This window comes from Salipiger sp. PrR003 (assembly GCF_010500785.1).
In the GTDB taxonomy this organism is placed as follows: Bacteria; Pseudomonadota; Alphaproteobacteria; order Rhodobacterales; family Rhodobacteraceae; genus Salipiger; species Salipiger pacificus_A.
In genome coordinates this window covers 47,304-71,810 of the sequence record NZ_JAAGOV010000037.1, presented here as the reverse complement: position 1 = coordinate 71,810, position 24,507 = coordinate 47,304, and the positions used below count along the sequence as shown (strand labels likewise).

Annotated in this window: 21 protein-coding genes; 7 read left to right on the top strand and 14 right to left on the bottom strand. The window is 66.8% G+C overall.

All coding sequences use genetic code 11. From position 1 onward, the window contains the following. Positions 1-11: 11 nt before the first annotated feature. Positions 12-287, bottom strand: a complete 276-nt coding sequence (locus G0D83_RS11725; RefSeq protein WP_164193815.1) for a hypothetical protein — start codon at positions 285-287, stop codon at positions 12-14. A 177-nt stretch (positions 288-464) separates the two neighbouring features. Then, entirely contained in the window at positions 465-1,703 is a 1,239-nt protein-coding gene (locus tag G0D83_RS11720) for an aminopeptidase (RefSeq protein ID WP_164193810.1), read from the bottom strand. A 163-nt stretch (positions 1,704-1,866) separates the two neighbouring features. Here G0D83_RS11720 and G0D83_RS11715 point away from each other — a divergent pair, with 163 nt between their 5' ends. From G0D83_RS11715 to G0D83_RS11705, 3 genes are all read left to right on the top strand, one after another. After that, positions 1,867-2,352 (top strand): NUDIX hydrolase, encoded by a 486-nt coding sequence (locus G0D83_RS11715; protein ID WP_164193807.1) that lies wholly within the window; start codon positions 1,867-1,869, stop codon positions 2,350-2,352. Positions 2,353-2,357: 5 nt separating this feature from the next. Then, on the top strand, positions 2,358-3,872 hold the full coding sequence (locus G0D83_RS11710; RefSeq protein ID WP_164193803.1) for an inorganic phosphate transporter: 1,515 nt from the start codon (positions 2,358-2,360) through the stop codon (positions 3,870-3,872). Between the two features lie 125 nt (positions 3,873-3,997). Continuing rightward, on the top strand, positions 3,998-5,899 hold the full coding sequence (locus tag G0D83_RS11705; protein WP_164193800.1) for a DEAD/DEAH box helicase: 1,902 nt from the start codon (positions 3,998-4,000) through the stop codon (positions 5,897-5,899). A gap of 104 nt (positions 5,900-6,003) precedes the next feature. Here G0D83_RS11705 and G0D83_RS11700 read toward each other — a convergent pair whose 3' ends face one another. Then, positions 6,004-7,569, bottom strand: a complete 1,566-nt coding sequence (locus tag G0D83_RS11700; protein ID WP_108968194.1) for a DHA2 family efflux MFS transporter permease subunit — start codon at positions 7,567-7,569, stop codon at positions 6,004-6,006. Then, positions 7,566-8,723 carry an HlyD family secretion protein gene (locus G0D83_RS11695; protein WP_164193797.1) on the bottom strand — a complete coding sequence of 386 codons (1,158 nt, stop codon included), beginning with the start codon at positions 8,721-8,723 and terminating at the stop codon, positions 7,566-7,568. Before G0D83_RS11695 ends, G0D83_RS11700 begins: the two co-directional genes overlap by 4 nt. Before the next feature lie 137 nt (positions 8,724-8,860). On the opposite strand from G0D83_RS11695, the gene G0D83_RS11690 reads away from it, so the two are divergent. After that, a complete protein-coding gene (locus tag G0D83_RS11690) occupies positions 8,861-9,523 on the top strand; it encodes a TetR/AcrR family transcriptional regulator (RefSeq protein WP_164193793.1) in 663 nt (220 codons plus the stop codon). A gap of 42 nt (positions 9,524-9,565) precedes the next feature. Here G0D83_RS11690 and G0D83_RS11685 read toward each other — a convergent pair whose 3' ends face one another. Further along, positions 9,566-10,630 (bottom strand): ornithine cyclodeaminase, encoded by a 1,065-nt coding sequence (locus G0D83_RS11685; RefSeq protein WP_370457229.1) that lies wholly within the window; start codon positions 10,628-10,630, stop codon positions 9,566-9,568. Further along, the gene (gene rocF / locus G0D83_RS11680) at positions 10,630-11,556 is read right to left on the bottom strand and encodes an arginase (protein ID WP_164193790.1); all 927 of its coding nucleotides are present in this window, start codon (positions 11,554-11,556) and stop codon (positions 10,630-10,632) included. Before rocF ends, G0D83_RS11685 begins: the two co-directional genes overlap by 1 nt. Before the next feature lie 120 nt (positions 11,557-11,676). Here rocF and G0D83_RS11675 point away from each other — a divergent pair, with 120 nt between their 5' ends. Continuing rightward, on the top strand, positions 11,677-12,105 hold the full coding sequence (locus G0D83_RS11675; protein WP_108968200.1) for an Lrp/AsnC family transcriptional regulator: 429 nt from the start codon (positions 11,677-11,679) through the stop codon (positions 12,103-12,105). Positions 12,106-12,198: 93 nt separating this feature from the next. Here the strand turns inward: G0D83_RS11675 and G0D83_RS11670 are convergent, their stop codons facing one another. The 8 genes from G0D83_RS11670 to G0D83_RS11635 all read right to left on the bottom strand — a co-directional run bounded on the left by G0D83_RS11670 (position 12,199) and on the right by G0D83_RS11635 (position 20,513). Then, positions 12,199-13,152: a 3-hydroxyacyl-CoA dehydrogenase NAD-binding domain-containing protein gene (locus G0D83_RS11670; RefSeq protein WP_164193787.1), complete on the bottom strand. Its 954-nt coding sequence runs from the start codon at positions 13,150-13,152 to the stop codon at positions 12,199-12,201. Between the two features lie 67 nt (positions 13,153-13,219). After that, on the bottom strand, positions 13,220-14,635 hold the full coding sequence (locus G0D83_RS11665) for an FGGY-family carbohydrate kinase (RefSeq protein WP_164193784.1): 1,416 nt from the start codon (positions 14,633-14,635) through the stop codon (positions 13,220-13,222). Positions 14,636-14,642: 7 nt separating this feature from the next. Continuing rightward, positions 14,643-14,957 carry an L-rhamnose mutarotase gene (gene rhaM / locus G0D83_RS11660; RefSeq protein ID WP_164193781.1) on the bottom strand — a complete coding sequence of 105 codons (315 nt, stop codon included), beginning with the start codon at positions 14,955-14,957 and terminating at the stop codon, positions 14,643-14,645. Beyond that, positions 14,957-15,958, bottom strand: a complete 1,002-nt coding sequence (locus G0D83_RS11655; protein WP_164193778.1) for an ABC transporter permease — start codon at positions 15,956-15,958, stop codon at positions 14,957-14,959. Before G0D83_RS11655 ends, rhaM begins: the two co-directional genes overlap by 1 nt. Beyond that, positions 15,955-16,935, bottom strand: a complete 981-nt coding sequence (locus G0D83_RS11650; RefSeq protein WP_164193775.1) for an ABC transporter permease — start codon at positions 16,933-16,935, stop codon at positions 15,955-15,957. The genes G0D83_RS11655 and G0D83_RS11650 overlap by 4 nt, the downstream gene beginning before the upstream one ends. Before the next feature lie 115 nt (positions 16,936-17,050). After that, positions 17,051-18,595 carry a sugar ABC transporter ATP-binding protein gene (locus tag G0D83_RS11645; RefSeq protein ID WP_164193913.1) on the bottom strand — a complete coding sequence of 515 codons (1,545 nt, stop codon included), beginning with the start codon at positions 18,593-18,595 and terminating at the stop codon, positions 17,051-17,053. A gap of 72 nt (positions 18,596-18,667) precedes the next feature. Beyond that, a complete protein-coding gene (gene rhaS / locus G0D83_RS11640) occupies positions 18,668-19,666 on the bottom strand; it encodes a rhamnose ABC transporter substrate-binding protein (protein ID WP_164193772.1) in 999 nt (332 codons plus the stop codon). Positions 19,667-19,712: 46 nt separating this feature from the next. After that, positions 19,713-20,513, bottom strand: a complete 801-nt coding sequence (locus G0D83_RS11635; protein ID WP_108968214.1) for a DeoR/GlpR family DNA-binding transcription regulator — start codon at positions 20,511-20,513, stop codon at positions 19,713-19,715. A gap of 186 nt (positions 20,514-20,699) precedes the next feature. On the opposite strand from G0D83_RS11635, the gene G0D83_RS11630 reads away from it, so the two are divergent. Then, complete coding sequence (locus tag G0D83_RS11630; RefSeq protein ID WP_164193767.1) at positions 20,700-22,799, top strand: bifunctional rhamnulose-1-phosphate aldolase/short-chain dehydrogenase; 2,100 nt, start codon at positions 20,700-20,702, stop codon at positions 22,797-22,799. A 76-nt stretch (positions 22,800-22,875) separates the two neighbouring features. Continuing rightward, positions 22,876-24,150, top strand: coding sequence for an L-rhamnose catabolism isomerase (gene rhaI, locus G0D83_RS11625; protein ID WP_164193762.1), 1,275 nt, complete (start codon positions 22,876-22,878; stop codon positions 24,148-24,150). Positions 24,151-24,507: the final 357 nt, after the last annotated feature.

Genomic DNA, 24,507 nt, shown 5'->3' with positions numbered 1-24,507 from the left:
CCGAAAGAGGGTCAGCTGCGGTCTTCGATCACCCGCGCCAGCGCCGGATCATCACCGAAGAACGGCTCCGCCGAAACACCCATCGCGTCCCATTGGTCGGGCTGGATCATCAGGCGGCTGCTCAACTCGTTCTGGAACGGGCTGATCTTGCCCAGACGCCGGGCGCGGGCCTTCAGCAGCTCGCCCTCGATCGCGGAACCGACGTCGCGGTATTCACCGCGGGCCACGAGCCCTTCCGCATAGGCAAGGATCTCGCCGCTGATGGTGACTGTCTCTGTCTTGCGCATGCACCAACCCCCTCATACTCGCGTGGCAGCAGGTAAAGTGTACCCCGAGTCGCCCTGTGTACAATGCGCTAAGTTGACGTTCGGTTAATACTTTTGGCGCCCGTGCGACGCGAAAGCCGCGCCGGGTTTCCCCGGCGCGGCTCCTGCGATTTTCATTTCGAGAGACTGTGCCCGACCTCAGGCCCACTCGCCCTTGCGGAAGACCGGCACCCGGGTGCCGTCGTCGCGAATGCCGTCGATGTCGGTCTCTGCGCCGCCGATCATCCAGTCGACGTGGATCATCGAGCTGTTGCCCCCCTGCGCCGCGATCTGATCGGCGCTCAGCGACGCCCCATCGAGGAAGCACTTCGAGTAGCACTGGCCCAGTGCGATGTGGCAGGCGGCGTTCTCGTCGAAGAGCGTGTTGTAGAACAGCAGGCCCGACTGCGAGATCGGCGAGCCGTGCGGCACCAGCGCCACTTCGCCAAGGCGCGCCGCGCCCTCGTCGGTGGCCAGCAGTTCCTTCAGCACCGCCTCGCCCTTCTCGGCCGTCGCTTCGACAATGCGGCCGCCCTCGAAGCGCACCGCGATGCCGTCGATCAGGCTGCCCTGGTGCGACAGCGGCTTGGTCGAGCGCACCATGCCGTCAACGCGCTGCGCGTGCGGGGTGGTGAACACCTCCTCGGTGGGGATGTTCGGGTTGCACTGCACGCCGTTCTGCGCCGTGCTCGCGCCGCCGTGCCATTCGTGGCCGTCCGCCAGCCCGATCGTCAGATCGGTGCCAGGCCCGGTGAAATGCAGCGCCGAGAAGCGCTCGGCGTTCAGCCACTCGGTCCGGGCGCGCAGGGCGGCGTTGTGCTCGGCCCAGGCGGCGACGGGATCGGCGGTGTCGACGCGCGCGGCGGCAAAGATCGCCTCGGCCAGCTTCGCCTGCGCCTCGGGCTCGCTGAGCTCGGGGAACATGCGCTTGGCCCAGGCCACGCCCGGCCAGGCGCAAATCGACCAGTTCACATTGAAATTGGTGATCTTCTCCATCGCGGGCTTGTAGGCGATCGAGTTGGCCTTGCCCGCGCGCGCGACCTTGGCCGGGTCCTGCTCGGCAAGCAGCATCGGGTCCTCGCCGACGATCGCCATGCGCGCGGCCCCCTCGCCAAAGGCCTCGGCCATGCCACCATAAAGCCAGCCTGCGGCGGTGTCGAAGCTGGCGTCCTGCCCTTCTTCGAAGCGCGCCAGCGCCACGTCGGGATCCGAAAGCAGCGGGGTCACCAGCGAGGCACCGGCGCGGTAGGCCGCGCGGGTCACCGCGCGCACCAGAGGCAGCGCCGAGACCGGGGCGGTCAGCACGAGCTGCTGGCCGGGCTGGATGTTCACGCCGGTGCGCACGGCCACTTCGGCAAGCCGATCGATCAGCGTCGGGTCGATGGGGGTCGACGTCATGAAAAGCTCCTGAGTCTGTCTGGTTGCGGCAAAGCTGGGCCTGCGGCGTAGGACAGTCAAGCACCGGCCCGCCAACGTAACCTTGCGTGAAAGGCCACATGTCGGTGTCATGCTTCACGATATAGATTGAAGATCTCCCGGTTTCGGTGCTAGGAGGCGCGCCATGTTTCTAAACCTCTGGCACAAGGTGATCGGCCCGGCGTTCCGGCGGCCGCCGCGATTTCAGGTCGCGGCGATGTGCTATCGCCCTTCCGATTGCGCCGGGGGCTTCGAGGTTCTGCTGATCACCTCGCGGGGGACGAAGCGCTGGGTTCTGCCCAAGGGCTGGCCCAAGGCCGGGCTCGACTCCGCCGGTGCCGCGCTCGAGGAAGCCTGGGAGGAAGCCGGGGTCGTCTTTACCACCGGCGAGACCGCCGAGATCGGCAGCTACCGCTACGACAAGCGCCTCGATGGAGGCCTGCCGCTCGACACGGTGGTCTTTGTCTATGCCGCCGAGGTGAGCAAGCTGCGCGACGACTACCCCGAAGCCGGCCAGCGCGATCGGCGCTGGGTGGAGCCAAGCGAAGCTGCTAGGATGGTCGACGAACCCGGGCTCCGGGCCCTGCTCGCCCGGGTGCCGAGCCTGCTTCCCCTGCCCCGGACCAGCTGACCCCCATGACCGAGCCCAGGCACCGCGCGGGCCACTCCGCGTCACAGCACGACTCCGAGCAGGCCTGGCCGACGCTGGACAAGGATCTCGGACGCCTGTCGCTGATTGAATCCGCCGCCATCCACACCGCCCGCCCGCTGATCGGCGTCGGCGTGTCGCTGCTGTTCATCGCCATCGTCACCGCGATCGTCGCCGTCGCGGCGGGCGAGCTGCAGGGCACGCTGATGATCTCCATCGCCGCCGCCTTCGCCGCCTACATGGCGCTGAACATCGGCGCCAATGACGTGGCCAACAACATGGGCCCGGCGGTGGGGGCGAACGCCCTGTCGATGGCCGGGGCCATCGCCATCGCCGCGCTCTGCGAGACCGCGGGTGCCCTGCTGGCCGGCGGCGAGGTGGTCTCGACCATCTCCGGCGGCATCATCGCGCAGGGCGAGATCGCCGACAGCGCGCATTTCGTGCGGGCGATGATGTCGGCCATGCTGGCCGCCGCCATCTGGATCAACACCGCCACGGTGCTGCGCGCCCCGGTCTCGACGACCCATGCGGTGGTCGGCGGCGTCATGGGCTCGGGCATCGCCGCCGCCGGGCTCGGCACGGTCAACTGGGCAACGATGAGCGCCATTACCGCCAGCTGGGTGATCTCGCCGATCCTGGGCGGGGTGATCGCGGCGGCGGTGCTCGCCTTCATCAAGTGGAAGATCATGTATGTGCCCGACCGGATCGCCGCCGCGCGGGTCTGGCTGCCGGTGCTGATCGGGGTCATGGCGGGCACCTTCGCCTGCTATCTCGCGCTCAAGGGGCTGCGGCGGGTGATCGATCTCGATCTCCACGAGGCGGCGCTCCTCGGCCTCGCGGTCGGCCTGCTGAGCTGGCGGCTCTCGGTACCGCTTGTGCGGCGGCAGTCGCAGGGCATGAGCAACCGCAACGCCTCGCTCAAGGCGCTGTTCCGCCTGCCGCTCGTGGTTTCGGCCGGGCTGCTCTCCTTTGCCCATGGCGCAAACGACGTGGCCAATGCGGTCGGCCCGCTCGGTGCCATCGTGCGCGCGCTGCAGACCGAGGACCGCGCCGCCGATCTTGACGTGATGCCGCATTGGGTGCTGATGATCGGCGCGCTGGGGATCTCTTGCGGCCTGATCTTCTTCGGCCCGCGGATGATCCGCATGGTCGGCAGCCAGATCACCAAGCTCAACCCGATGCGCGCCTATTGCGTGGCGCTCTCGGCGGCGCTGACGGTGATCCTCGCGTCCTGGCTCGGGCTGCCGGTCAGCTCGACCCATATCGCGGTCGGCGGCGTGTTCGGGGTCGGCTTTTACCGCGAATGGTACATGGCGCGCCGCGCCCGCCACAGCGACCCAAAGCGTGCCGCCAAGCTGCTCCCGCCCGAGGAACGGCAGCGCCGCAAGCTGGTCCGCCGCTCGCATTTCATGACCATCATCGCCGCCTGGCTGGTGACGGTGCCCGCCTCGGCGCTGCTGTCGGCGCTTTGCTTCCTACTCCTCACCACGCTGGTCGGCTAAGCGCAATCGGCGCTTTACGGGCCGGGGTGCAGGGTATATAGCGCACCCTTTCCCGGCGCCCTGACTCGGTCTGACTTCTCGTACCGACATCCTTCGCCGACAGTCCTTGGATCGGATCTCAGACCTTGAAAAAAACCCTCGCAGCCGCTCTGCAAGCCCGTGGATATGAAACGCTCACCCCGGTGCAGGAAGCCGTGGCCGACCCGGCCGTAGCCGGTGCCGACCTGCTCGTTTCCGCGCAGACCGGTTCGGGCAAGACGGTCGGCTTCGGCCTTGCCATTGCCCCCGCAATCCTCGGCGATGCCGAGAGCTTCGGCGCCGCGGGCGCGCCGGAAGCGCTGATCATCGCCCCCACCCGCGAACTCGCGCTGCAGGTCCGCCGCGAGCTGAGCTGGCTCTACGCCGAAGCCGGCGCCGTCATGGCCTCCTGCGTTGGCGGCATGGACGCGCGCACCGAGCGCCGGGCGCTCGAGCGCGGCGCTCATATCGTCGTCGCCACCCCGGGCCGCCTGTGCGACCACCTGCGCCGCGGCGCGCTGGATCTCTCGCAGGTCAAGGCCGTGGTGCTCGACGAGGCCGACGAGATGCTCGACCTCGGCTTCCGCGAAGACCTCGAGACCATCCTCGAGGCCTCCAACCCCGAGCGTCAGACGCTGCTGTTCTCGGCCACCGTCTCGCCGCAGATCGCGCAGCTGGCGCAGCGCTACCAGCGCGACTCGCAGCGCATCCAGGTGCAGGGCGGGGCCAAGCAGCACTCCGACATCGAATACCGCGCGGTGATCGTCGCCCAGGGCGACCAGGAGAACGCGATCACCAACCTGCTGCGCTTCCACGAGGCGCCCAACGCCATCGTCTTCGCCAACACCCGCGCCACCGTGTCGCGTCTGGTGTCGCGGCTGACCAACCGCGGCTTTGCCGTGGTGGGCCTGTCGGGCGAACTGAGCCAGGACGAGCGCAGCCACGCGCTGCAGGCGATGCGCGACGGCCGCGCCCGTGTCTGCGTCGCGACCGATGTGGCCGCCCGCGGCATCGACCTGCCGTACCTCGATCTGGTGGTCCACGCCGAGCTGCCGCAGAGCAACGAGGCGCTGCTGCACCGTTCGGGCCGCACCGGCCGCGCCGGGCGCAAGGGCATCTCGGCGCTGATCGTGCCGCTGCGCGACCGCAAGAAGGCCGAGCGCATCATGCGCTTCGCCAAGGTCGAGGCCGAATGGGGCGAAGCCCCCAGCGCCGACGCAGTGCTGGAGCGCGACGAGGCGCGGATGCTGGCCGATCCCATGTGGACCGACCCCTCGCCCGAGACCGACGCCGCGCTGGTGAGCCAGATCACCGAGAAGTACAGCGCCGAGGAAATTGCCCAGGCGATGGTGCGCCAGTGGCGCGGCCAGCGCTCGGCCCCCGAGGAGCTGCTGCCCGTAGATGCCCGCGCCGAGAAGGCACCGCGCACGGAGCCCTTCGGCCCGAGCCGCTGGTTCACCGTCACCGTCGGCCGCGAAGGCAATGCCAACCCGCGCTGGCTGCTGCCGAAGATCTGCCGCGCCGGCAACATCACCCGCGAGGCACTCGGCGCCATCCGCATCGCCGACGAGCTGACCTACGTCGAGATCGCCGACAGCGCGGTCGAGGGCTTCCTCGAGGCGCTCGGCCCCGACATGGAAGTGGCGCAGGGCCTCGTGATGGAGCAGGTCGACGGCCTGCCCGAAGAGCTCAAGAGCGCGCCGCGTGGCCCCAAAAAGCCCGGCGGCTTCAAGAAAGAGGGCGGCTTCCGCAAGGAAGGCGGTTTCAAGAAAGAAGGCGGCTTCCGCAAAGAGGGTGGCTTCCGCAAGGAAGGCGGCTTCAAGAAGAAGGAAGGCTTCGGCGGTCCGGGCGGCTTCAAGCGCAAGTCCGAGGACGGCGACTTCGAGCGTCCGCGCCGCGAGCGTGCCGAGGGCGACAAGCCCAAGGGCAAGTTCGGTGCCAAGAAATCCTTCAAGGACACTGACGGTGCCCACAAGAAGGCCGCGCCGAAAAAGCACCGCAAGGGCTGAAGCCCGCGCCTCGCTCTGCATGAAAGAAGGCCGCCGGATTATCCGGCGGCCTTTTTCGTTGTCGCTCTCCGGCCCGTGGTTGGCCCGGCGGGTCGGGCGGTGCCTCAGTGCGCCGCCGCCCCTGCCCCCTTGGCCGGGGGCTTCATCGCCAGCGCCATGATCGCGAGCCCGGCAAAGAGCACGGTGATCAGCAGGAACACATCGATGAAGGACATCACCGTCGCCTGCTGGGCCACCCGCCCGGCCATCTGCTGCAGCGCGCCCTTGTCGCCGTCGATGCCCTGCGCCGAGAGGTTATGCCCCATCATCTCGAGCTGCCGCAGCGCCTCGGGGTTGTCCCAGCTCAGCGCTTCTTTCAGCCGCGCGGTGTGCAGCGCTCCGCGATCGGTCAGCGCGGTGTTGATCAGCGCCAGCCCCACCGCGCCGCCAAGGTTGCGCATCAGGTTGTAGAGCCCCGAGGCGCTCTTCATCTTCTGCGGCGGCAATGTGCCAAGTGCGAGGTTGTTGATCGGCACCATGCAAATCATCAGCGACAGGCCGCGCAGCACCTGCGGCCAGAGCAGCTCCTGGAAATCCCACTCGGCGGTCATGCCGGTCAGCATCCAGGACGACACCCCGAAGCCGATAAAGCCCATCATCAGCATCAGCCGCAGGTCCATCTTCGACGACAGGACCCCGGCAAGCGGCGCCGAGACGAACATGGCAAGCCCCGAGACGAAGACCGTCTCGCCGGTCATCAGGCTGTCGTAGCCGCGGATCGAGCTGAGATAGAGCGGGTAGAGATAGGTCATCCCGTAAAGCCCGATCCCCATCACGAAGCTGAACACCGAGCCGACCGCGAAGTTGGTGTCGGCAAAGGCCGAGAAGTCCACGACCGGGTTCTTCAGCGTGAAGGCGCGCCAGAAGGTGACGATGCCGCCGATCACCATGACCACGAAGAGCGCGGCGACGATCTCGTCCTGGAACCAGTCGTTGCCCGGGCCTTCCTCGAGCACGTATTCCATCGCGCCGAGGAAACAGGCCAGCGCCCCGAGGCCGATCCAGTCGAATGTGTCAAAGAGCTTCCAGTCGGGCTTGTCGAAATCGACCAGCGTCAGCACGCCGATGGTCACCAGGATGCCCGCAGGCACGTTGACGAGGAACAACCAGTGCCAGCTCATAGCGTGGCTGAGATAGCCGCCGACCGTGGGGCCAACGGTGGGGGCAAGCGTCGCCACGAGGCCGATCATCGGCGAAACGATCGCCCGCTTCGACGGCGGGAAGAGCGTGAAGGCCGCGGCAAAGACCGAGGGGATCATGCCACCCCCCAGAAAGCCCTGCACCGCGCGCCACAGGATCATCTCGTTGATCGAGCCAGAGGTGGCGCACATGAAGGACGCCGCAGTGAATCCCGCCGCCGAGATGGCGAAGAGATAGCGCGTCGACATCATCCGACCCAGCAGGCCCGAAAGCGGGATCATGATGACCTCGGCGATCAGATACGAGGTCTGCACCCAGCTGATCTCATCCGCCGAGGCGCCAAGACCCGCCTGGATCTCGGGCAGCGAGGCCGAGACGATCTGAATGTCGAGGATCGCCATGAACATGCCGAAGACCATGACGAAAAACGCCGCGACCCTGCGCGGCGTAAGTTCGGGTTCTGCGGCCTGAGGTTGGGCTTCGGTGCTCATTTCACCACCCCTGCAAGCTCCGTGCCCTCGGGCGCGGTGCGCGTGTCGATCTCCACCACTGCCGAGAGGCCGGCGCGCAGGCCCTGCGTGCCTTCGGGCAGCTCGATGCGCACCGGCACCCGCTGCACGATCTTGGTGAAGTTGCCGGTGGCATTGTCAGCTGGCAATAGGGAGAAGACCGAGCCGGTCGCCGGTGCGACCGAGACCACGCGGCCCTCAACCTCATGGCCCTCCATGGCGTCGATGCTGACCTTGACGGTCTCGCCGGGATGGATGCCAGCCAGCTGGGTTTCCTTGAAATTCGCCTCGACGTAGAGCCCGTGATCGGGGACCACGGCGGCAAGCCGGGCGCCGACGCTGACCAGCTCGCCCTCTTCGATGGCGATATTGGCGACGGTGCCGTCGAAGGGCGCGCGCAGCACGGTATGATCGAGATTCCGCTCCGCCTGCGCGATGTCGAGTTCCATCTCGCGGCGGCTGGACTCGGTCTCGGCCCGCTCGGCCTTCAGCACCTCGACCTGCGCCTCCGCGCCCTTGATCGCTGCTGCTGCGGCGGCGCGATTGGCCTTGGCGGTTTCGAGCGCCTCGGTGGCGTCATCGAGATCGGCCTGCGAGGTCACCTTGCGCGCAGCCAGCCCTTCGGACCGGGTCAGCGCGGTCTGCGCGCTGCGCAGCGCCGCCTCGGCGGCGGAAAGCTCGGCCTCGGCCTGGCTTACGCTGGCTTCTGCCGCAGCGGTCTCGGCGTCGATCCGGGCAAGCGTCCGCTCGAGCGTCGGCAGTTGCGCCTGCTTCTGCTCAAGCGCGATGCGGTAGTCGCCGTCCTCGATCCGGACCAGCACGTCGCCCTTGCTCACATGCTGGTTCGCCTGCACCGGGATCTCCTCCACATATCCCTGCAGCTTGGACGACACGAGCGAGAGATCCGCCTGCACATAGGCGTCGTCGGTCTCGATCATGAAGCGCCCGTCGGTCCACCAGCCGTACCCTTCGTAACCGCCCGCCAGCAGCGCGATCAGCGCGATCCCCCCAAGGATGCGCTTCTTGCGCCCGGACTTCTTCGGCGGTGCCTCGGCGGTCTCGTGAGTGGTGGCTTGCTGAGGCGTGGCCGGACGGGTCGCGGGATCGGTGGTTTCAATGCGGTCATGACGGGACATGGGGTCACCTTCGGGGAGTCGAATGCAAATGGGAGGAGAGATTCGCTGATCGAACCGCTCGGTTCGACACGACATAGGAGGGTGACGCTGCGAAATCAAGACTTCATCGAACCGGTTGGTTCGATTATATGAGCTGCATGAAACTCGACACACTCACGGAAAAGGCCAAGGCCTGCGCGCAAAAGCGCCGCCATGCCGCGGGCGAAGACCCTGAAAAGCGCCGTCAAATCCTCGACGGCGCGTGGCAGGTCTTTGTCGATCAAGGATTCGACGCTGCCTCGATGAACAGCATCTGCAAGGCGGCGGGAGTCTCGAAGGGCACGCTCTATGTCTACTTCGAGAACAAGGAAGACCTCTTCGTCGCGCTGGTCGAGGACAAGCGCCGCGATTTCTTCGACGGGATCTTCGCGCGGCTGGCCGAGGCCGGCACGATCGAAGACCGGCTGATGGCCTATGCCGTCGGCCTGTCGACGCAACTCAATTCCGAGGAGGTCATCCGCGCGCAGCGCATCGTGATCAGCGTCGTCGAGCGGATGCCTGAACTCGGCATGCGCTTCTACGACGCCGGGGCGCGCCATTTCCTGAGCTGTCTCGAGGACTTCCTGCAGAGCGAGACCGAGGCCGGCAACCTCAACGTGACCGACCCCGAGTTGGCCGCCGGGCAATTCATCGAGCTTTCGACCACGCTGACCTGGCGCCCGCGCCTCTTCGGCCGCCGGCCCGACGCGCCGACCGAGGAAGAGATCACCCGCATCGCGAAGGACGCGGTACGGGTGTTCCTGGCCGCCTACAGGGCATAAGGCGCCCCGCGCGGAGCGCCTTGGTTTCGGTCCGCGGGCGCCTCAGCCGGCGCGGGTGAGCATCCCGAAGAGATCGCGGGGATCGTCCGGGTCGGCCAGCAGATCGAGCTGCTCACAGAACTGCCCGTCCGCGATCAGCCCATGCACGTAGCGCAGCGCCGAGAAGTCCTCGATGGCAAAGCCCACGGAATCAAACAGCGTGATCTGCTTGGCATCGCGCCGCCCCGGCACCTCGCCGCGCATGACCTGCCAGAGCTCGGTCAGCGGGTAATCCGCCTCGAGCTGTTGGATCTCGCCTTCGATGCGGGTCTGCTCGGGGTATTCCACGAAGATGTCCGAACGCAGCAGGATGTCGCGGTGCAGTTCGGTCTTGCCGGGGCAGTCGCCGCCGATGGCGTTGATGTGCACACCGCTGCCGACCATGTTGTCGGTCAGGATCGTCGCGTACTGCTTGTCGGCGGTGCAGGTGGTGATCACCTGCGCGCCCTCCACCGCCGCTTCCGGACTGGTGCAGCGCACCACGTCAAAGCCCTGCGCCTTCAGGTTCCGATCGGCCTTGTCGGTCGCCGCCGGGTCGATGTCGTAGAGCCGCAGCCGGTTGATCCCGCAAAGTGCGCGGAAGGCCAGCGCCTGGAACTCGCATTGCGCGCCGTTGCCGATCATCGCCATGACCTCGGCGCCCTTGGGCGCGAGGTACTTGCCGACCAGTGCCGAGGTTGCCGCCGTGCGCAGCGCGGTCAGCAGGGTCATCTCGGTCAGTAGGATCGGGTAGCCGTTGGCCACGGACGAGAGCACGCCGAAGGCAGTGACGGTCTGGTAGCCTTCGCGCATGTTCTTGGGGTGGCCGTTGACGTATTTGAAGCCATAGTTCTCGGCATCCGCCGTCGGCATCAGCTCGATCACCCCGTCCTGCGAATGGCTGGCGACGCGCGGCGTCTTGTCGAACTCGGACCAGCGCTTGAAGTCGTCCTCGATGACGGCGGCAAGGCCGGTGATGAAGGCCTCCACGCCATGGGCGTGCACCAGCTTCATCATGTTCTCGACCGACACGAAGGGCACATAGGCCAGTTCGGAGGGTTTTAGGGTCGAAGGTTTCACGGCCATCATCAGAAGCTCCGGGTCATGCGGTCGAGCACGCGGCGGCCAAAGAGGCTCGCCGTCAGATCGCACAGCAGCTTCGCCGTGCGCCCACGCTCATCGAGAAAGGGGTTGAGCTCGACGAGGTCGAGCGAGCGCACCAGCCCGGAGTCGCCGAGCGTCTCCATGATCAGATGCGCCTCGCGGAAGGTGGCGCCGCCGGGCACGGTGGTGCCGACGGCTGGCGCGATGCCCGGCTCGAGGAAGTCGACGTCGAAGCTGACGTGCAGCAGGCCGTTCGCCGCGCGCACCTTCTCGAGGAAGGTCCTCAGCGGCGCCAGCACGCCGGTTTCGTCGATGGCGCGCATGTCGTGCACCTCGATACCCTGCTCCGAGATCAGCTTGTGTTCGGCCCGGTCGACCGAGCGGATGCCCATCATGCAAATGTTCTGGGTCGGCACGGTGGCGGCGAGCGGCGGGTAAGCGTCGTTGCCCGGCTGGCCGGTGAAGTAGTTGACCGGCGTGCCATGCAGATTGCCGCTGGTGGTGGTCTCCAGCGAATGCAGGTCCGGGTGGGCATCGAGCCAGAGCACGAAGAGCGGGCGCCCCTGCCCCTGCGCGTAGCGGGCCATGCCGGCGACGGTGCCGGCGGACATGGAGTGATCGCCCCCCATGAAGATCGGCAGGTCGTGCGCCCGGGCCGCGTCAAAGGCCGCGGCTTCCAGCACCTCGATCCAGGCGATGGTTTCAGCGAGGTTGTGTATCGCGTCGTTGTGGTGTCCCCGCGGGGACAGCGCCGGGATGGTCAGGTCGCCAAGGTCGGTCACCTGCCAGTCGAGATCGGACAGGGTCGGCTCAAGACCGGCGGTGCGCAGGGCGGCGGGGCCCATCAGGCAACCCGGCTGCGATGCGCCGGTCTGCACCGGGGCGCCGAGAAGGGAACAGGTTCTGGACATGGTCACTCCATCTGGATTTCGCGAAAGATGCATCGCTCGCTTGGCAATTTCACTCCTCAAAGTGGACATATCGTCATATGCGCTGTTCACTTTGATCAGTTCTTAGATCAAATAGCGCGCATGACCCAGCTTTCGCCCACCGATCGCGCCATCATCGCCGCCCTGCGCGGCGACTCGCGCATGTCGATCACCCAGCTTGCCCAGACGGCCGGCATCTCGCGCACCACGGCCCGCGCCCGGCTCGAGGCGCTGGTCGCCGAGGGGCGGATCCGGCGGTTCACCATCGAGACCGATCAGGACGTCGAGGGCGAGGTGCGCGCGATCACCATGGTCGAGTTGCAGGGGCGGCTGTCGCGCAACGTGATCCGCACGCTGACACGGATCCCCGAAGTGTCGACCATCCACGCCACAAATGGCGCCTGGGATCTGGTGGTGGAGATACGGACCGACAGCCTCGTCAATTTCGACCGGGTGCTGCGCGAGATCCGCGAGGTGCCCGGAGTGCTGAACTCCGAGAGCAGCCTCTTGCTGTCGCACGTCGGGGGATGAGCCGGCGGCCCTGGGCCGCGGTACCGGAATGGGAAACGCCGGCCCGGGTCACGGGCCGGCGCTTGCTTGCAGGACCTGCGGTCCTCCGGGTTCTCAGTTCTCGGCGTCCTCCGACAGCGCCTTGAGCCGGCGCAGCAGCGCCGCGTCGCGGTAGGCGACGTCCCGGGCGAAGCTCTCCTCGGTCGGCGTGCCATAGGCCTCGATCAGCATGGCGCGGGTCTCGGTGTCGAGCCGCGCGTCACCCAGATCGTCCCACCAGGTCTCGATCGCCTCGCCGAGGTGGTCGAGGAAATGCGCCATGCCGCCGACACCGCCCGCCAGCGCGAAGATCTTGCCCTGGCCGATGAAGGCCCACCGCTGGCCCGGCCCCATGGAGGCCGCGAGATCGATGTCCTGCATGGATGCGACGCCCTCGCGTGCGAGATAGACGCATTCGCGCAGCACGGCGGCCTGAAGGCGGTTGGCGATATGGCCGATCACCTCGCGGTTGAGCTTGATCGGCACCTTGCCCACCGACGTGTAAAAGGCCATCGCCGCCTCGACCGCGGCGTCGGAGGTCAGCTTGCCGGGCACCACCTCGACCAGCGGCACGAGGTGCGGCGGGTTGAACGGATGGCCGACCACCAGCCGCTCGGGGTGGGTCATCTCGGCCTGCAACTCACTGGGCATGATGCCGCTGGTGGACGAGGCGATGACCACATCGGGGGCCAGCACCGACTCCAGCTTGGCATAGGTCTCGCGCTTGATCTCGATGCGCTCGGGGGCGTTCTCCTGCACCAGATCGGCACCGGTGGCAGCCTCTTCGGGCGTGGCGAAGAAGCTCAGCGCAGCGAGCGCCTGTTCGGCGCTCCGCCCGGAGGTCTGGCCGAGCGCCTCGAGGGACGGCCAAGCGGCGGTGACAAAGGCGCGCAGCTTGGCCTCGGCACCCTCGCCGGGATCGCTGGAGCGGACAGTCAGACCGGCGCCGAGGAACAGAGTCGCCCAACTGGCGCCGATCGTGCCCGTGCCGATGACGGCCACGGTCTGGGGGTGGGACGGGAAGGACATGGGAAAACCTCTCTTATTCGGGAAATCGCGCATGGCTGGGGCGGAAACCGCCTCGCTTGCGCGCACCCTAGCCGTTTGTGTGGCGGGGAAAAGACCCGTTGGTCGGTTCCGGCGCAAGCGCGGCGCGCCATGCCGCCGCGTAATCTGCAAGCGCGGCGGGGTCCGACGTCGGCTCATGTGCCCTCAGGGCACTCGGAGGGGTCTCCTTCACCGCCAGGAGCGCCGCGCCGATGCTGGTGCCGGTGGCCGAGTTGGAACAGAGCACCACGCGTCCCGTCGCCGCGGCCAGCATGTCGAGCAGCAACGCGTTGCGGGCAAAGGGCCCCTCGACAACCACCGGCCCCTCGGCCCCGGTCAGCGACAGACATTCGGCGGTCATCAGCCCGAGGTAGAAGGCCAGCGCCACCGATTTCTCTCCGGGTGACAGCGCCTCGGTCCAAGCGCCATGCGAGCCGGGGAACGGCCCCGAGGCGGTCTCGACCGAGGGCAGCAGCATCGCCTTGCGCGCGAGCACGGCGCGCAGGTCCCGTTCCGAATACGGGCCTGTCTCGGGCTTCAGCATCTCGTACTCGCGCCCTCCCATGAAGCGCGCCGAGGGCGTCGCCCCGCCCAAAGCGTTCACATTGATCAGCAGGTCGCGCGCCGGATCGAGCGGCACCTGCGCGCCGCCGACCGCCATGGAAATCACCCATGTGCCGGTCGAGACCACCGCGAAAGGCTGTGGCAGCGTCTTGAGATGCGGCAGCAGCGAGGCGTTGGAGTCGTGGATGCCGGAAAGAACCGGGGTTTCGGGTGCGATGCCGGTGCGGGCAGCGATCCGAGGCAGCAGCCTCCCGGCCACGTCACCCGCATGGGCGAGCGGTGCCATCTTCCCCTCGAGCCCGAGCGCCGCGGCCAGCGGAGAGAAGGTGCCCTCGCGCGGTTGCCAGAGGTCGGTGTGGCAGCCGAGCGACGTGTATTCGCAGCCAAAGGACCCGGTGAGCAGCCCCGACCAATACTGCGGATAGGTCACCACCCGCGCGAGCCGCGCGCGCAGGCCGGGCTGGGTTTCCAGCAGCCAATGCAGCTGCGCGCCCGCGTTCAGCCCCATGGGCAGCCGCGGCGATCCCGTCAGCGCGAAATCGGGGCGGATCGCGTCGTACGCCGCCGCCAGCGCATCCGGCCCATCGTGCTCGTAATCCAGCACCGGGCAGGCCAGCGCCCCTGCCCCGTCCAGCAGCACCAGCGAGGCCCCGTGGGTGGTGATGCTGATCGCGTCGATCCCGTGTTCGGCCTGAAGTTCGGTGAGCCCGTCCAGCAGGAAGGCCCAGAGCCCCGCGATGTCGTAATGCGGATAGGGCCCCTCACGAAGAACCCTGTTCGGAAGAGTTCGCACGCCGATCTCGGACATACGCGCCATGCCGACAACGGCAAGCTTGGCGTTGGTCTTGCCGATGTCCCAGACCGCAACATGACGGGGGCTCGGGGCGCGCGGCTTGGTCATCACGGCCTCATTTCATGTGAAACATCGGCACGAGCGGCACGGCGACCGGTTCATTATCCGGCTGGGTGCGCATGATGTCGGCCATATGCGCCCACCAGCGCTGCATCACCTCGGTCTGCGGCAGGGCGTCCATGCCGTGATCCTCGCGCCGCCAGAGCACGCCGAAAAGATGGTTCGTCTCGGGGTCGAGGTGGATCGAGTAATCCTCGACGCCGGCGTCTTTCAACAAGTCGACAAGCTCTGGCCAGATCGCATCGTGGCGGCGCTTGTACTCTTCGGCGCAGCCGGGGTTCAGCTCCATGCGGAAGGCGTATTTCTCCATCATCGCCTCCACATCGCCCAGAGCCGCGGCAGGGCGATCACCCCGATCAGCAGCAGGCCGATGAAGATCGACATGACGATGCCCGGCACATTGAGCAGACCCAATCCGAAGGTCACCAGCCCCATGACGAAGGCGGCGATCACCACGCCGGGGATGGAGCCCGACCCGCCGAGGATCGACACGCCGCCGAGCACGACCATGGTCACCACCTCGAGCTCCCAGCCGAAGGCGATGGACGGGCGCGTCGAGCCGAGCCGCGAGGTCAGACAGATCGCCGCGACGCCCGACATGAGCCCGGTGAGCAGGAAGAGGATGAACTTCACCCGCGCCACCCGGATCCCCGAGAAGGTCGCGGCGGTGGCATTGTTGCCGATGGCATAGACCATGCGGCCAAAGTTGGTCCGGTGCAGCAGGATGTAATAGAGGACCGCCAGCAGCGCGAAGAGTACAAACTCGAAGGAGATCACCCAGAAGACGTAGCCCTGCCCGAAAAAGGCGAACTCAGCCGGGTAGCCGCGGTAGGCGCCATCGCCGAGCACGATGTAGGAAATGCCGCGGAAGAGGCTCATCGTGCCGATGGTCACCACGATGGACGGCAGGCCCATGCGGGTCACCAGCACGGCGTTGAAGGCCCCGCAGGCAAGCCCCGTGGCAAGGCCGATTAGCACCAGCTCGGGCGTGCCCGCGCCGTATTGCACGGCGGCCCCCATGGCGGTGGAGCAGAGCGCGATGATCGAGGCGACCGAGAGGTCGATCTCGCCGCTGATGATCAGCAGCGCCATGGCGAAGGCGATCATCGCCTTTTCGGTGAAGTTGAAAGTCGCGTCGCTGAGGTTCCAGGCGTTAAGGAAATAGGGCGAGGCGAAGCTGTTGGCGATGAAGATCGCCACGGCGACGAGGAAGAGCAGCAGCTCCCAGCTCTTCAACAGTCGCGCGCCGGGGCTCTGCAGCCGGTCGGGGATGTGGCGGGGGGCCTGGTGGGGGGTGGCGGTGTCGGTCATGCGTGGCCCTCCGCGCGCTTGAGAATGATGCGGCCCTTGCTGCGGGCCGAGCGGCTGTTGAAGGCCACCGCGACGATGATCGCCGTGCCAGAGATGGCGAGCTGCCAGAACGGCGAGATGTCGACCACCGGCAGGGCGTTCTTGACGATGCCGAGGAAGAGCGCGCCCAAGAGCGTGCCGAGGATGGTCCCTGCCCCGCCGGCAATCGAGATGCCGCCGATGACGCAGGCGGCCACGACCTCAAGCTCGAAGCCGCCGGCGATGTCGACATAGGCCACCGAGTAGCGGGCGACCCAGAGATAGCCGGTGAGCCCGGCCAGCATGCCGGAGATCGTGAAGGCCATGAACTGCGTGCGGCCGACGTCGATGCCGGTGTAGACGGCCGCATGCGGGTTGCCGCCCACCGCGTAAAAGGCACGGCCAAGCGGCGTGCGGGCGATGCCGATGAAGAAGAGCCCGGTGACGAGGATGGCGATCCAGGCGAGCACCGGCAGGCCGAGGATATCGGCGCGCGGGAAGCCGGTGAAGGCGGCGCTCATCTCATGCGCATTGACCCAGGCGCCGCCGGACAGGACGAAGATGAGGCCCCGGTAGATGGTCATCGTGCCGAGCGTCACCACGATGGGCGGGATGCTCAGCTTCCAGACCATGATGCCGTTGATCATGCCCATCACTGCGCCCATGGCGAGCGCGAGGACCAGGATCACCGCCACCGGTACGCCCGGATAGGCGGCGTTGAGCATGGCGCAGACCATGCCGGTCAGCGCGAGGTTGGCGGCGACCGACAGGTCGATGCAGCGGGTGAGGATCACCACCGTCTGCCCCAGCGCCAGCAGGATCAGCGGCGAGGTGTCGGTGAACACCCGGGCAAGGTTTCCGGGCTCGACGAAGGCCGGGAACCGACTGGCGATCAGCGCCAGAAGCGCGAGGATCGCAGCCGACAGGATCGCCTCGCGCGATTTCAGGAAGGTTCTCATCGGGCAGCTCCCTGTGCCGGTGGGCGGCTGGGGGCGCTGCCCACTCTTGGCCTGACGGTCAATTCACCCCCGGGATATTTCTTTCCAGACGAAGGACAGGCGCCGGAGGCGCGGATCATGGCTGCGCCCCGATGCCGGCGGCGTGGCGGACGAGGTTTTCCGGTGTGAGCGCCGCACCCTCCAGCTCGGCGGCGATGAGCCCCTCGCGCATGACGATCACCCGGTCGGACATGCCCAGCACCTCGGGGATCTCGGAGCTGACCATGATCACCGACAGGCCCTGCGCCGCCAGCTCGGCCATGAAGCCATGGACGGCGGCCTTGGAGCCGATGTCGATGCCCTTGGTGGGCTCGTCGAGGATGATCACCTTGGGTTTCGTCGCCAGCCACTTGGCGATCACCACCTTCTGCTGGTTGCCGCCCGAGAGGGTGCCGACGTCCTGATCGAGCGCCGCGGCGCGCAGGTCGAGCCGTTCGGTATAGGTGCGCGCGAGGGCGAATTCCTCGCTGAGGCGCAGGAAGCCCCGGCGCGAGGTCTGCGCCAGCGAGGGCAGCGTGACGTTCTGGAAGATCGGCAGGCCGATCACCGCGCCCTGCCGGCCGCGGTCCTCGGGGACGTAGACGATGCCGTTTTCCACAGCCTCGGCGGGAGAGCGGATCACCCGCACCTGCCCGTCGATGCGCACCGCGCCCTTGCTGGGTTTCGTCACGCCGAAGAGCGCCTGCATGAGCTCGGAGCGCCCTGCCCCGACCAGCCCGTAGAACCCGAGGATCTCGCCGCGGCGCAGGGTGAAGTTGATCTCGTCGAACTCGGTGGGATGGGCGTAGCCGACCACCTTCAACACCTCATCCCCGACATTATGGGCACGCTGCGGGAAGATCTGGTCGACCGCGCGGCCGACCATCAGGCGCACCAGTTCGGCCTCGTCCACATCGGCGATCAGGCCCGAGCCGACGTGCTGGCCGTCGCGGAAGACGGTGTAGCGGTCGGCGATGCGGAAGATCTCGTCGAACTTGTGGGAGATGAAGAGGATGGCGCGGCCCTCGGCGCGCAGCCGCTCGACCAGCTCGTAAAGCTCCTCGATCTCCTTGTGCGACAGCGCGGCGGTGGGCTCGTCCATGATGACGACGCGGGCATCGACCGAAAGCGCGCGGGCGATGGCCACGAGGTGCTTCGAGGCGATGCCGAGCTCGCGCAGCGGCATGTCGGGATCGAGATCGGCATCGATGCGCGACAGGATAGCCTGCGCGTCCCTGCGCATCTTCGGCCAGTCGATCAGCCCGAAGCGCCTGCGTGGGGCATGGCCGATGAAGATGTTCTCGGCGACGGAAAGCTCGTCGAAGAGCACCGTCTCCTGGTGGATCGCGGTGATCCCCGCGGCGGTGGCGTCCTGCGCGGTGGCGAACTGCACCGGCTGCCCGGCAAGGCTGATCGTGCCGGCGTCGGGCTGGTAGATGCCGGTCAGCGTCTTCACAATGGTCGACTTGCCGGCGCCGTTCTCGCCCACCAGCGCGGTGACCTGGCCGGGGTAAAGCTCGAGCGTGACGCCGTCGAGGGCCTTCGCCCCCGGGAATGTCTTGGTGATCCCCTCGAGCCGCAGCACGGGCGCGGCATCCCCCGCCGCAGCGGCGACGGGTGGGGTGGTGAGGCTGACTTGCATCATGGCCCCCGGTGTCTGGGTTTGGGTGGGAGCCCGGCGCAGAGGCGCGCCGGGGCCGGGATCAGAGCAAGATCAGAAGATGCTCTTGAACTCGTCGATGTTGCTCTCATCGTAGACGAAGGGGTCGGCCATGGCGCCCTCGTTGTTGTCGTCGAGGGTCAGCGTGCCCATGCGGCCCATGGGGATCTCGGCGCCCGGGGCGGCCTCGGCATCGCCGGTGGCCAGCTCGTAGGCGAGATAGGTCGCCGAGTAGCCCAGATCGATCGGGTTCCAGATGGCGAAGCTCTTCGATGCGCCGCTCTCGATCGCGCCGGCCATCTCGGACGGCAGGCCGAGACCGGTGACGTTCACCTGCCCGACCTTGCCGGCGTCCTCGACGGCGCGGGCGGCGGCGACGATGCCCACCGAGGTCGGCGCGATGATCGCGTCGAGATCGGGGTAGGTCTGCATCAGGCCCTGCGCCTCGCGGTAGGATTTGTCCGCCAGATCGTCGCCGTAGACCGTGCCCACCACCTCGATGCCCGGGTAGTCGCCCATGACCTTGTTCATCTCCTCGATCCAGATGTTCTGGTTCGTCGAGGTGGTGGTGGCCGAAAGCACCGCGACCTCGCCACCCTCGGGCAGGTTGTCGGCGGCAAGCTTGATGATCATGTTGCCGATGAGCGGGTTCGACGAGGGGTTGAGGTGCATCTGACGGCCCTCGGGCGCGACGCCGCTGTCCCAGGAAATCACCGTGATGCCGCGCTGCATCGCCTTCTTCAGGGCGGGTACCAGCGCGTCGGTGTCATTGGCCGAGACGGCGATCGCATCGACGTTCTGCGCGATCAGCGCGTTGATCACTTCGATCTGGCCCTCGGCGGTGGTGTCGGTCGGGCCGGTGTAGATCACCTCGACATTGCCCAGCTCGGCGGCGGCTTCCTCGGCGCCCTTGGCGGCGGCTTCGAAAAAGCCAATGCCGAGCGCCTTCACCACCAGCGCGATGCGCACGTTGTCCTGTGCCTGCGCGGCGCCGCCGGCCAGCAGCATCGCGGCCAGCGCGGTTCCTCCGAAAAGTCGTCTCGTAATGCCCATGGTATCCTCCCTGAATTTATGAGCGTTCACGTGTCGCGCGGTGCGGTCACCCTGCCCCGGCGGTTTTCGCCCGTCCCGTCTGCGCCACGATCAGCCGGATCTCGGCTGCCTCCAGCATCGAGGCGGTGCGGTCGGAAATCCCTTCATCGGTGATGACGATGTCGATGCGCTCGAGCGGGCAGAGCACCAGGCTCGAGCGGTTGTCGAACTTCGAGCTGTCCACGAGCACCACCAGCTCGTCGGCCTGATCGATCAGCTTTTCCTCGGCCTGAATGAGCAGCGGGTCGGCCTCCATCAGGCCGATCGGCCCCAGCGCATGGGCGCCCATGAACATGCGCTTGGCGTAATAGTGGCGCGTCATGTCGCTCGCGAAGGGCGACAGGATGATGTTCTGCTCGCGGTAGAGCGCGCCGCCGGGCAGCATCACCGTGTTCTTGGAGTTCTTCAGCAGGTGCTCGGCGATCGGAAAGCTGTTGGTCAGGACCTGCAGCCGGCGGTTGGCCAGCGGGTGCACCATCTGAAAGGTCGTGGTGCCGCCGTTGATGATGATCGCCTCGCCGTCGTCGCAGAGCGCGACGGCCTCGCGGGCGATGGCCTGCTTCTGGTCGATGTTGATCGACTGGTTGACCGCGAAGGGCCGCCCGGCCAGCCCCGGCAGCGGCGGCGGGGTCAGCGCCTCGGCGCCGCCGCGCACCCGGCGCAGGCGCTTGGCGGCGTGCAGCGTGGCGATGTCGCGGCGGATCGTCGCCTCGGAGGTGCCGGTCAGCGACACAAGTTCCGACACCGTCACGATCGGCCGCTCCTGGACGGCGGAAAGTATGATCCTGTGGCGTTCCGTTTCGTGCATCTGGTCCTCCCGTTCGGTTCAGATTGGACGAATCCCCTCTCAAGTCAATCATCATTTTTCATCTTCAATCATGCTGCGTCGCCGCATGATTGTTTTTGATCGTTTCTGGTTGACAGATCGCAGGCCGAGCCGCAGCTTTCTGGGCGAGGAGGCGGCCATATCGGACCGCGACAACGGAGGATCACCATGCTGGCAAAGCCCAAGGACCGCCTGCAAAATCTGTGGGATAGCGGCAAGGCTGCGGGGATGAGCGAGCCCGAGAAGCTGCTCTACCGGTCCAACCTTCTGGGGTCGGACAAGCGAATCACCAACTACGGCGGCGGCAACACCTCGGCCAAGGTCATGGAGCACGACCCGCTCACCGGCGAGCAGGTCGAGGTGCTCTGGGTGAAGGGCTCGGGCGGCGACGTCGGCTCGATGAAGCTCGATGGGTTTTCGACCCTCTACATGGACAAGCTGCGGGCTTTGAAAGGGGTCTACCGCGGGGTCAAGTTCGAGGACGAGATGGTCGGCTACCTGCCGCATTGTACCTTCAACCTGAACCCGCGCGCCGCCTCGATCGACACGCCCCTGCACGCCTACGTGCCCCGCGCCCATGTGGACCACATGCACGCCGACGCGATCATCGCCATCGCCGCCTCGAAGGACTCAAAGGCTCTGACCCGGGAGATTTTCGGGGACCGCATCGGGTGGCTGCCCTGGAAGCGCCCCGGCTATGAGCTGGGTCTCTGGCTCGAGCAATTCTGCCTCGAGAACCCCGAGGCGGACGGCGTCGTGCTGGAAAGCCACGGGCTCTTTACCTGGGGCGACACCGCCGAGAGCTGCTACGCCACCACCATAGACATCATCAACGAGGCCATCGCCTGGCTTGACGCGAAGACCGAGGGCGTGCCCGCCTTCGGCGGCGCCAAGCTGCAGAGCCTTGCCCCCGAGGCGCGGCGCGAGGTGGCGGCGGCGCTGATGCCGGCGATCCGCGGCTTGGTGTCGGGCAACCAGCACATGGTCGGCCATTTCGACGACCAGGAGGCGGTGCTGGACTTCGTCAACTCGAACGCGCTCGAGACGCTGGCCCCGATGGGCACCTCCTGCCCGGATCACTTCCTGCGCACCAAGATCGCGCCGCTGGTGGTGGATTTCGACCCTGACAAAGCGGATCTGGACTCCGTACTGGCCGGCCTCCCCGCCCAGGTCGAAGCCTACCGCGACAGCTACGCCGCCTATTACGCCCGCTGCAAGCGACCTGGCTCCCCTGCCCTGCGCGACCCTAACGCGGTGGTTTATCTCGTTCCCGGCGTCGGCATGATCACTTTTGCCAAGGACAAGGCGACGGCCCGCATCTCGGGCGAGTTCTACGTGAACGCCATCAACGTGATGCGCGGCGCCTCGGCGGTCAGTGCCTATCAGGGCCTGCCCGAGCAGGAAGCCTTCGACATCGAGTACTGGCTGCTGGAAGAAGCGAAGCTGCAGCGCATGCCGAAACCGAAGTCGCTGGCCGGTCGCGTGGCGCTGGTTACGGGCGGCGGCGGTGGCATCGGCGCCGCCACCGCAGAGCGACTGCTGCGCGAGGGCGCCTGCGTGGTGCTGGCCGATATCGACCTTGCGGCAGCGGAAAATGTGCAGAAGCGACTTTCCAGTGTCTATTCCAGCGATGTCGTGCGCGCGGTGGCGGTCGACGTGACGCAAGAGGACGCGGTTGCCAGAGCCTATTCAGAGACTGCCGTAGAGTTCGGCGGAGTCGATGTTCTTGTCTCGAACGCGGGGATCGCCTCCTCAGCGCCCGTCGAAGAGACCACTCTGGCGCTCTGGAGCCGCAACATGGACATCCTCTCAACCGGCTACTTCCTTGTCTCGCGCGAGGCATTCGGGCTGCTGCGCAAGCAGGGTCTGGGTGGCTCCATCGTCTTTATAGGGTCGAAGAACGGCCTCGCGGCCTCGCCCAATGCCTCGGCCTATTGCACCGCCAAGGCGTCGGAGCTGCACCTGGCGCGCTGCCTTGCGCTGGAAGGCGCCGAGCTCGGCATCCGGGTGAACGTGGTGAACCCCGACGCGGTGCTGCGCGGCTCGCGCATCTGGGAGGGAGAATGGCTCGACCAGCGCGCCTCGACCTACGACACCGACAAGGCGGGCCTCGAGGAAATGTACCGCAACCGCTCGATGCTGAAGCGGTCTGTGCTGCCCGAGGACATTGCCGAAGCCGCTTATTTCCTGGCCTCGGACCTTTCGGCCAAGTCGACAGGCAATATCCTCAACGTCGATGCGGGCAACAAGGAAGCCTTCACGCGATAAGTCTCTAATTCGGCGGCACGGGGATCCCGCGCCGCCTTTTTCACGCCGCCCGGGAGAGGCGGCACGGGAGGATTTCATGATCGACAACGATCTCATCGCCGCGCAGAACGCGGAGCGCGCCGAGGCGCTCACCTACGACTATGAGGCCCTGGGCGCGCAGCTCGCCCGCCGCGGCGTCGATATCGACACTATCACGCGCAAAGTCGCCGCCTATGGCGTGGCCGTGCCGAGTTGGGGCGTGGGCACCGGAGGGACGCGCTTTGCCCGGTTCCCCGGTGGCGGCGAGCCGCGCGACATCTTCGACAAGCTCGACGACTGCGGCGTGATCCACCAGCTGACCGCGGCCACGCCCACCGTCTCGTTGCACATCCCCTGGGACAAGCAGGACCCTGATGCGCTGCTTGAAAAGGCCGCCTCGCTGGGCTTGGGGTTCGATGCCATGAACTCCAACACCTTCCAGGACCAGCCTGGCCAAAACCTCAGCTATAAGTTCGGCTCTTTGTCGCACACCGACGCCGCGGTGCGGGCACAGGCCATCGAACACAATCTCGAATGCATCGAAATCGGCTCGAAACTGGGGTCAAAGGCTCTGACGGTCTGGATCGGTGATGGGTCGAACTTCCCTGGTCAGACCGATCTGACGGCCCAGTTCGAGCGCTATCTCTCGGCGATGCAGGAGATCTACAAGGGTCTGCCCGAGGACTGGCGGCTGTTTTCCGAGCACAAGATGTTCGAACCCGCCTTCTATTCCACCGTCGTGCAGGACTGGGGCACGAACTATCTCATCGCCAGGGAACTCGGTGAGCGCGCCTTCTGCCTTGTCGATCTTGGCCACCATGCGCCGAACACCAATATCGAGATGATCGTCGCCCGGCTGATCCAGTTCGGCAAACTTGGCGGCTTCCACTTCAATGACAGCAAGTATGGCGACGACGATCTCGACACCGGGAGCATCGACCCGTTCCGGCTGTTCCTCGTGTTCAACGAGTTGGTCGCGGCCGAGGGCAAGGAGGGCTTTGCGCCCGCCCATATGCTCGACCAGTCGCACAACGTCACCGACCCGATAGAGAGCCTTGTCTCCTCGGCCAACGAGGTCCGCCGCGCCTATGCGCAGGCGTTGCTGGTGGACCGCGCCGCTCTGAAAGGCTTCCAGGAAGAGAATGACGCGCTGATGGCCGCCGCGACGCTGAAGGCCGCCTACCGGGTCGACGTGGAGCCGATCCTCGGCATGGCCCGCCTCGAGGCCGGCGGGGCAATCGATCCCGTTGCGACCTACCGGGCGTCGAACTACCGCGCGAGGGTCTCCGCGGAGCGGCCCGAAGTCTGTGGTGCGGGGGGCGGGATCGTCTGATCCGGAAAAACCCCGCTTCTGAAGCAAATTTCCCGTCCCGGCAGCGAAATCTGTCGGGATTTTTCGTTCTGAGTCATGCAGTTAGAGCAGAGTCGCGCCAGATTTTCGCGCCTAAACCCCTGATTCGGAGGCAAATCCGGCCGAATCACCCTCAAAAATCCGGATTTTGGCACGCACCCGATCATCAGCTTTCTGAATCCGCGTCGCGTGGCTCTGGCATGGACACCGCAACGCGTTCAGCTTGGTGAAACCCGCTGGTCCCCTGCCCCGGCGTCTGCGCTGATTCCCACCAAGTCACGCTGAAATTGCGCATCCTGCGACGAAGGCCCGGCCGATGCTGCGGCACTTGCGCGGTCT

Excerpts from the sequence above, each read along its gene's own strand:
- G0D83_RS11725 (WP_164193815.1), bottom strand. The coding sequence starts at position 287 with ATGCGCAAGACAGAGACAGTCACCATCAGCGGCGAGATCCTTGCCTAT.
- G0D83_RS11720 (WP_164193810.1), bottom strand. The coding sequence starts at position 1,703 with ATGACGTCGACCCCCATCGACCCGACGCTGATCGATCGGCTTGCCGAA.
- G0D83_RS11715 (WP_164193807.1), top strand. The coding sequence starts at position 1,867 with ATGTTTCTAAACCTCTGGCACAAGGTGATCGGCCCGGCGTTCCGGCGG.
- G0D83_RS11710 (WP_164193803.1), top strand. The coding sequence starts at position 2,358 with ATGACCGAGCCCAGGCACCGCGCGGGCCACTCCGCGTCACAGCACGAC.
- G0D83_RS11700 (WP_108968194.1), bottom strand. The coding sequence starts at position 7,569 with ATGAGCACCGAAGCCCAACCTCAGGCCGCAGAACCCGAACTTACGCCG.
- G0D83_RS11695 (WP_164193797.1), bottom strand. The coding sequence starts at position 8,723 with ATGTCCCGTCATGACCGCATTGAAACCACCGATCCCGCGACCCGTCCG.
- G0D83_RS11690 (WP_164193793.1), top strand. The coding sequence starts at position 8,861 with ATGAAACTCGACACACTCACGGAAAAGGCCAAGGCCTGCGCGCAAAAG.
- G0D83_RS11685 (WP_370457229.1), bottom strand. The coding sequence starts at position 10,630 with ATGATGGCCGTGAAACCTTCGACCCTAAAACCCTCCGAACTGGCCTAT.
- rocF (WP_164193790.1), bottom strand. The coding sequence starts at position 11,556 with ATGTCCAGAACCTGTTCCCTTCTCGGCGCCCCGGTGCAGACCGGCGCA.
- G0D83_RS11675 (WP_108968200.1), top strand. The coding sequence starts at position 11,677 with ATGACCCAGCTTTCGCCCACCGATCGCGCCATCATCGCCGCCCTGCGC.
- G0D83_RS11670 (WP_164193787.1), bottom strand. The coding sequence starts at position 13,152 with ATGTCCTTCCCGTCCCACCCCCAGACCGTGGCCGTCATCGGCACGGGC.
- G0D83_RS11665 (WP_164193784.1), bottom strand. The coding sequence starts at position 14,635 with ATGACCAAGCCGCGCGCCCCGAGCCCCCGTCATGTTGCGGTCTGGGAC.
- rhaM (WP_164193781.1), bottom strand. The coding sequence starts at position 14,957 with ATGGAGAAATACGCCTTCCGCATGGAGCTGAACCCCGGCTGCGCCGAA.
- G0D83_RS11655 (WP_164193778.1), bottom strand. The coding sequence starts at position 15,958 with ATGACCGACACCGCCACCCCCCACCAGGCCCCCCGCCACATCCCCGAC.
- G0D83_RS11650 (WP_164193775.1), bottom strand. The coding sequence starts at position 16,935 with ATGAGAACCTTCCTGAAATCGCGCGAGGCGATCCTGTCGGCTGCGATC.
- G0D83_RS11645 (WP_164193913.1), bottom strand. The coding sequence starts at position 18,595 with ATGCAAGTCAGCCTCACCACCCCACCCGTCGCCGCTGCGGCGGGGGAT.
- rhaS (WP_164193772.1), bottom strand. The coding sequence starts at position 19,666 with ATGGGCATTACGAGACGACTTTTCGGAGGAACCGCGCTGGCCGCGATG.
- G0D83_RS11635 (WP_108968214.1), bottom strand. The coding sequence starts at position 20,513 with ATGCACGAAACGGAACGCCACAGGATCATACTTTCCGCCGTCCAGGAG.
- G0D83_RS11630 (WP_164193767.1), top strand. The coding sequence starts at position 20,700 with ATGCTGGCAAAGCCCAAGGACCGCCTGCAAAATCTGTGGGATAGCGGC.
- rhaI (WP_164193762.1), top strand. The coding sequence starts at position 22,876 with ATGATCGACAACGATCTCATCGCCGCGCAGAACGCGGAGCGCGCCGAG.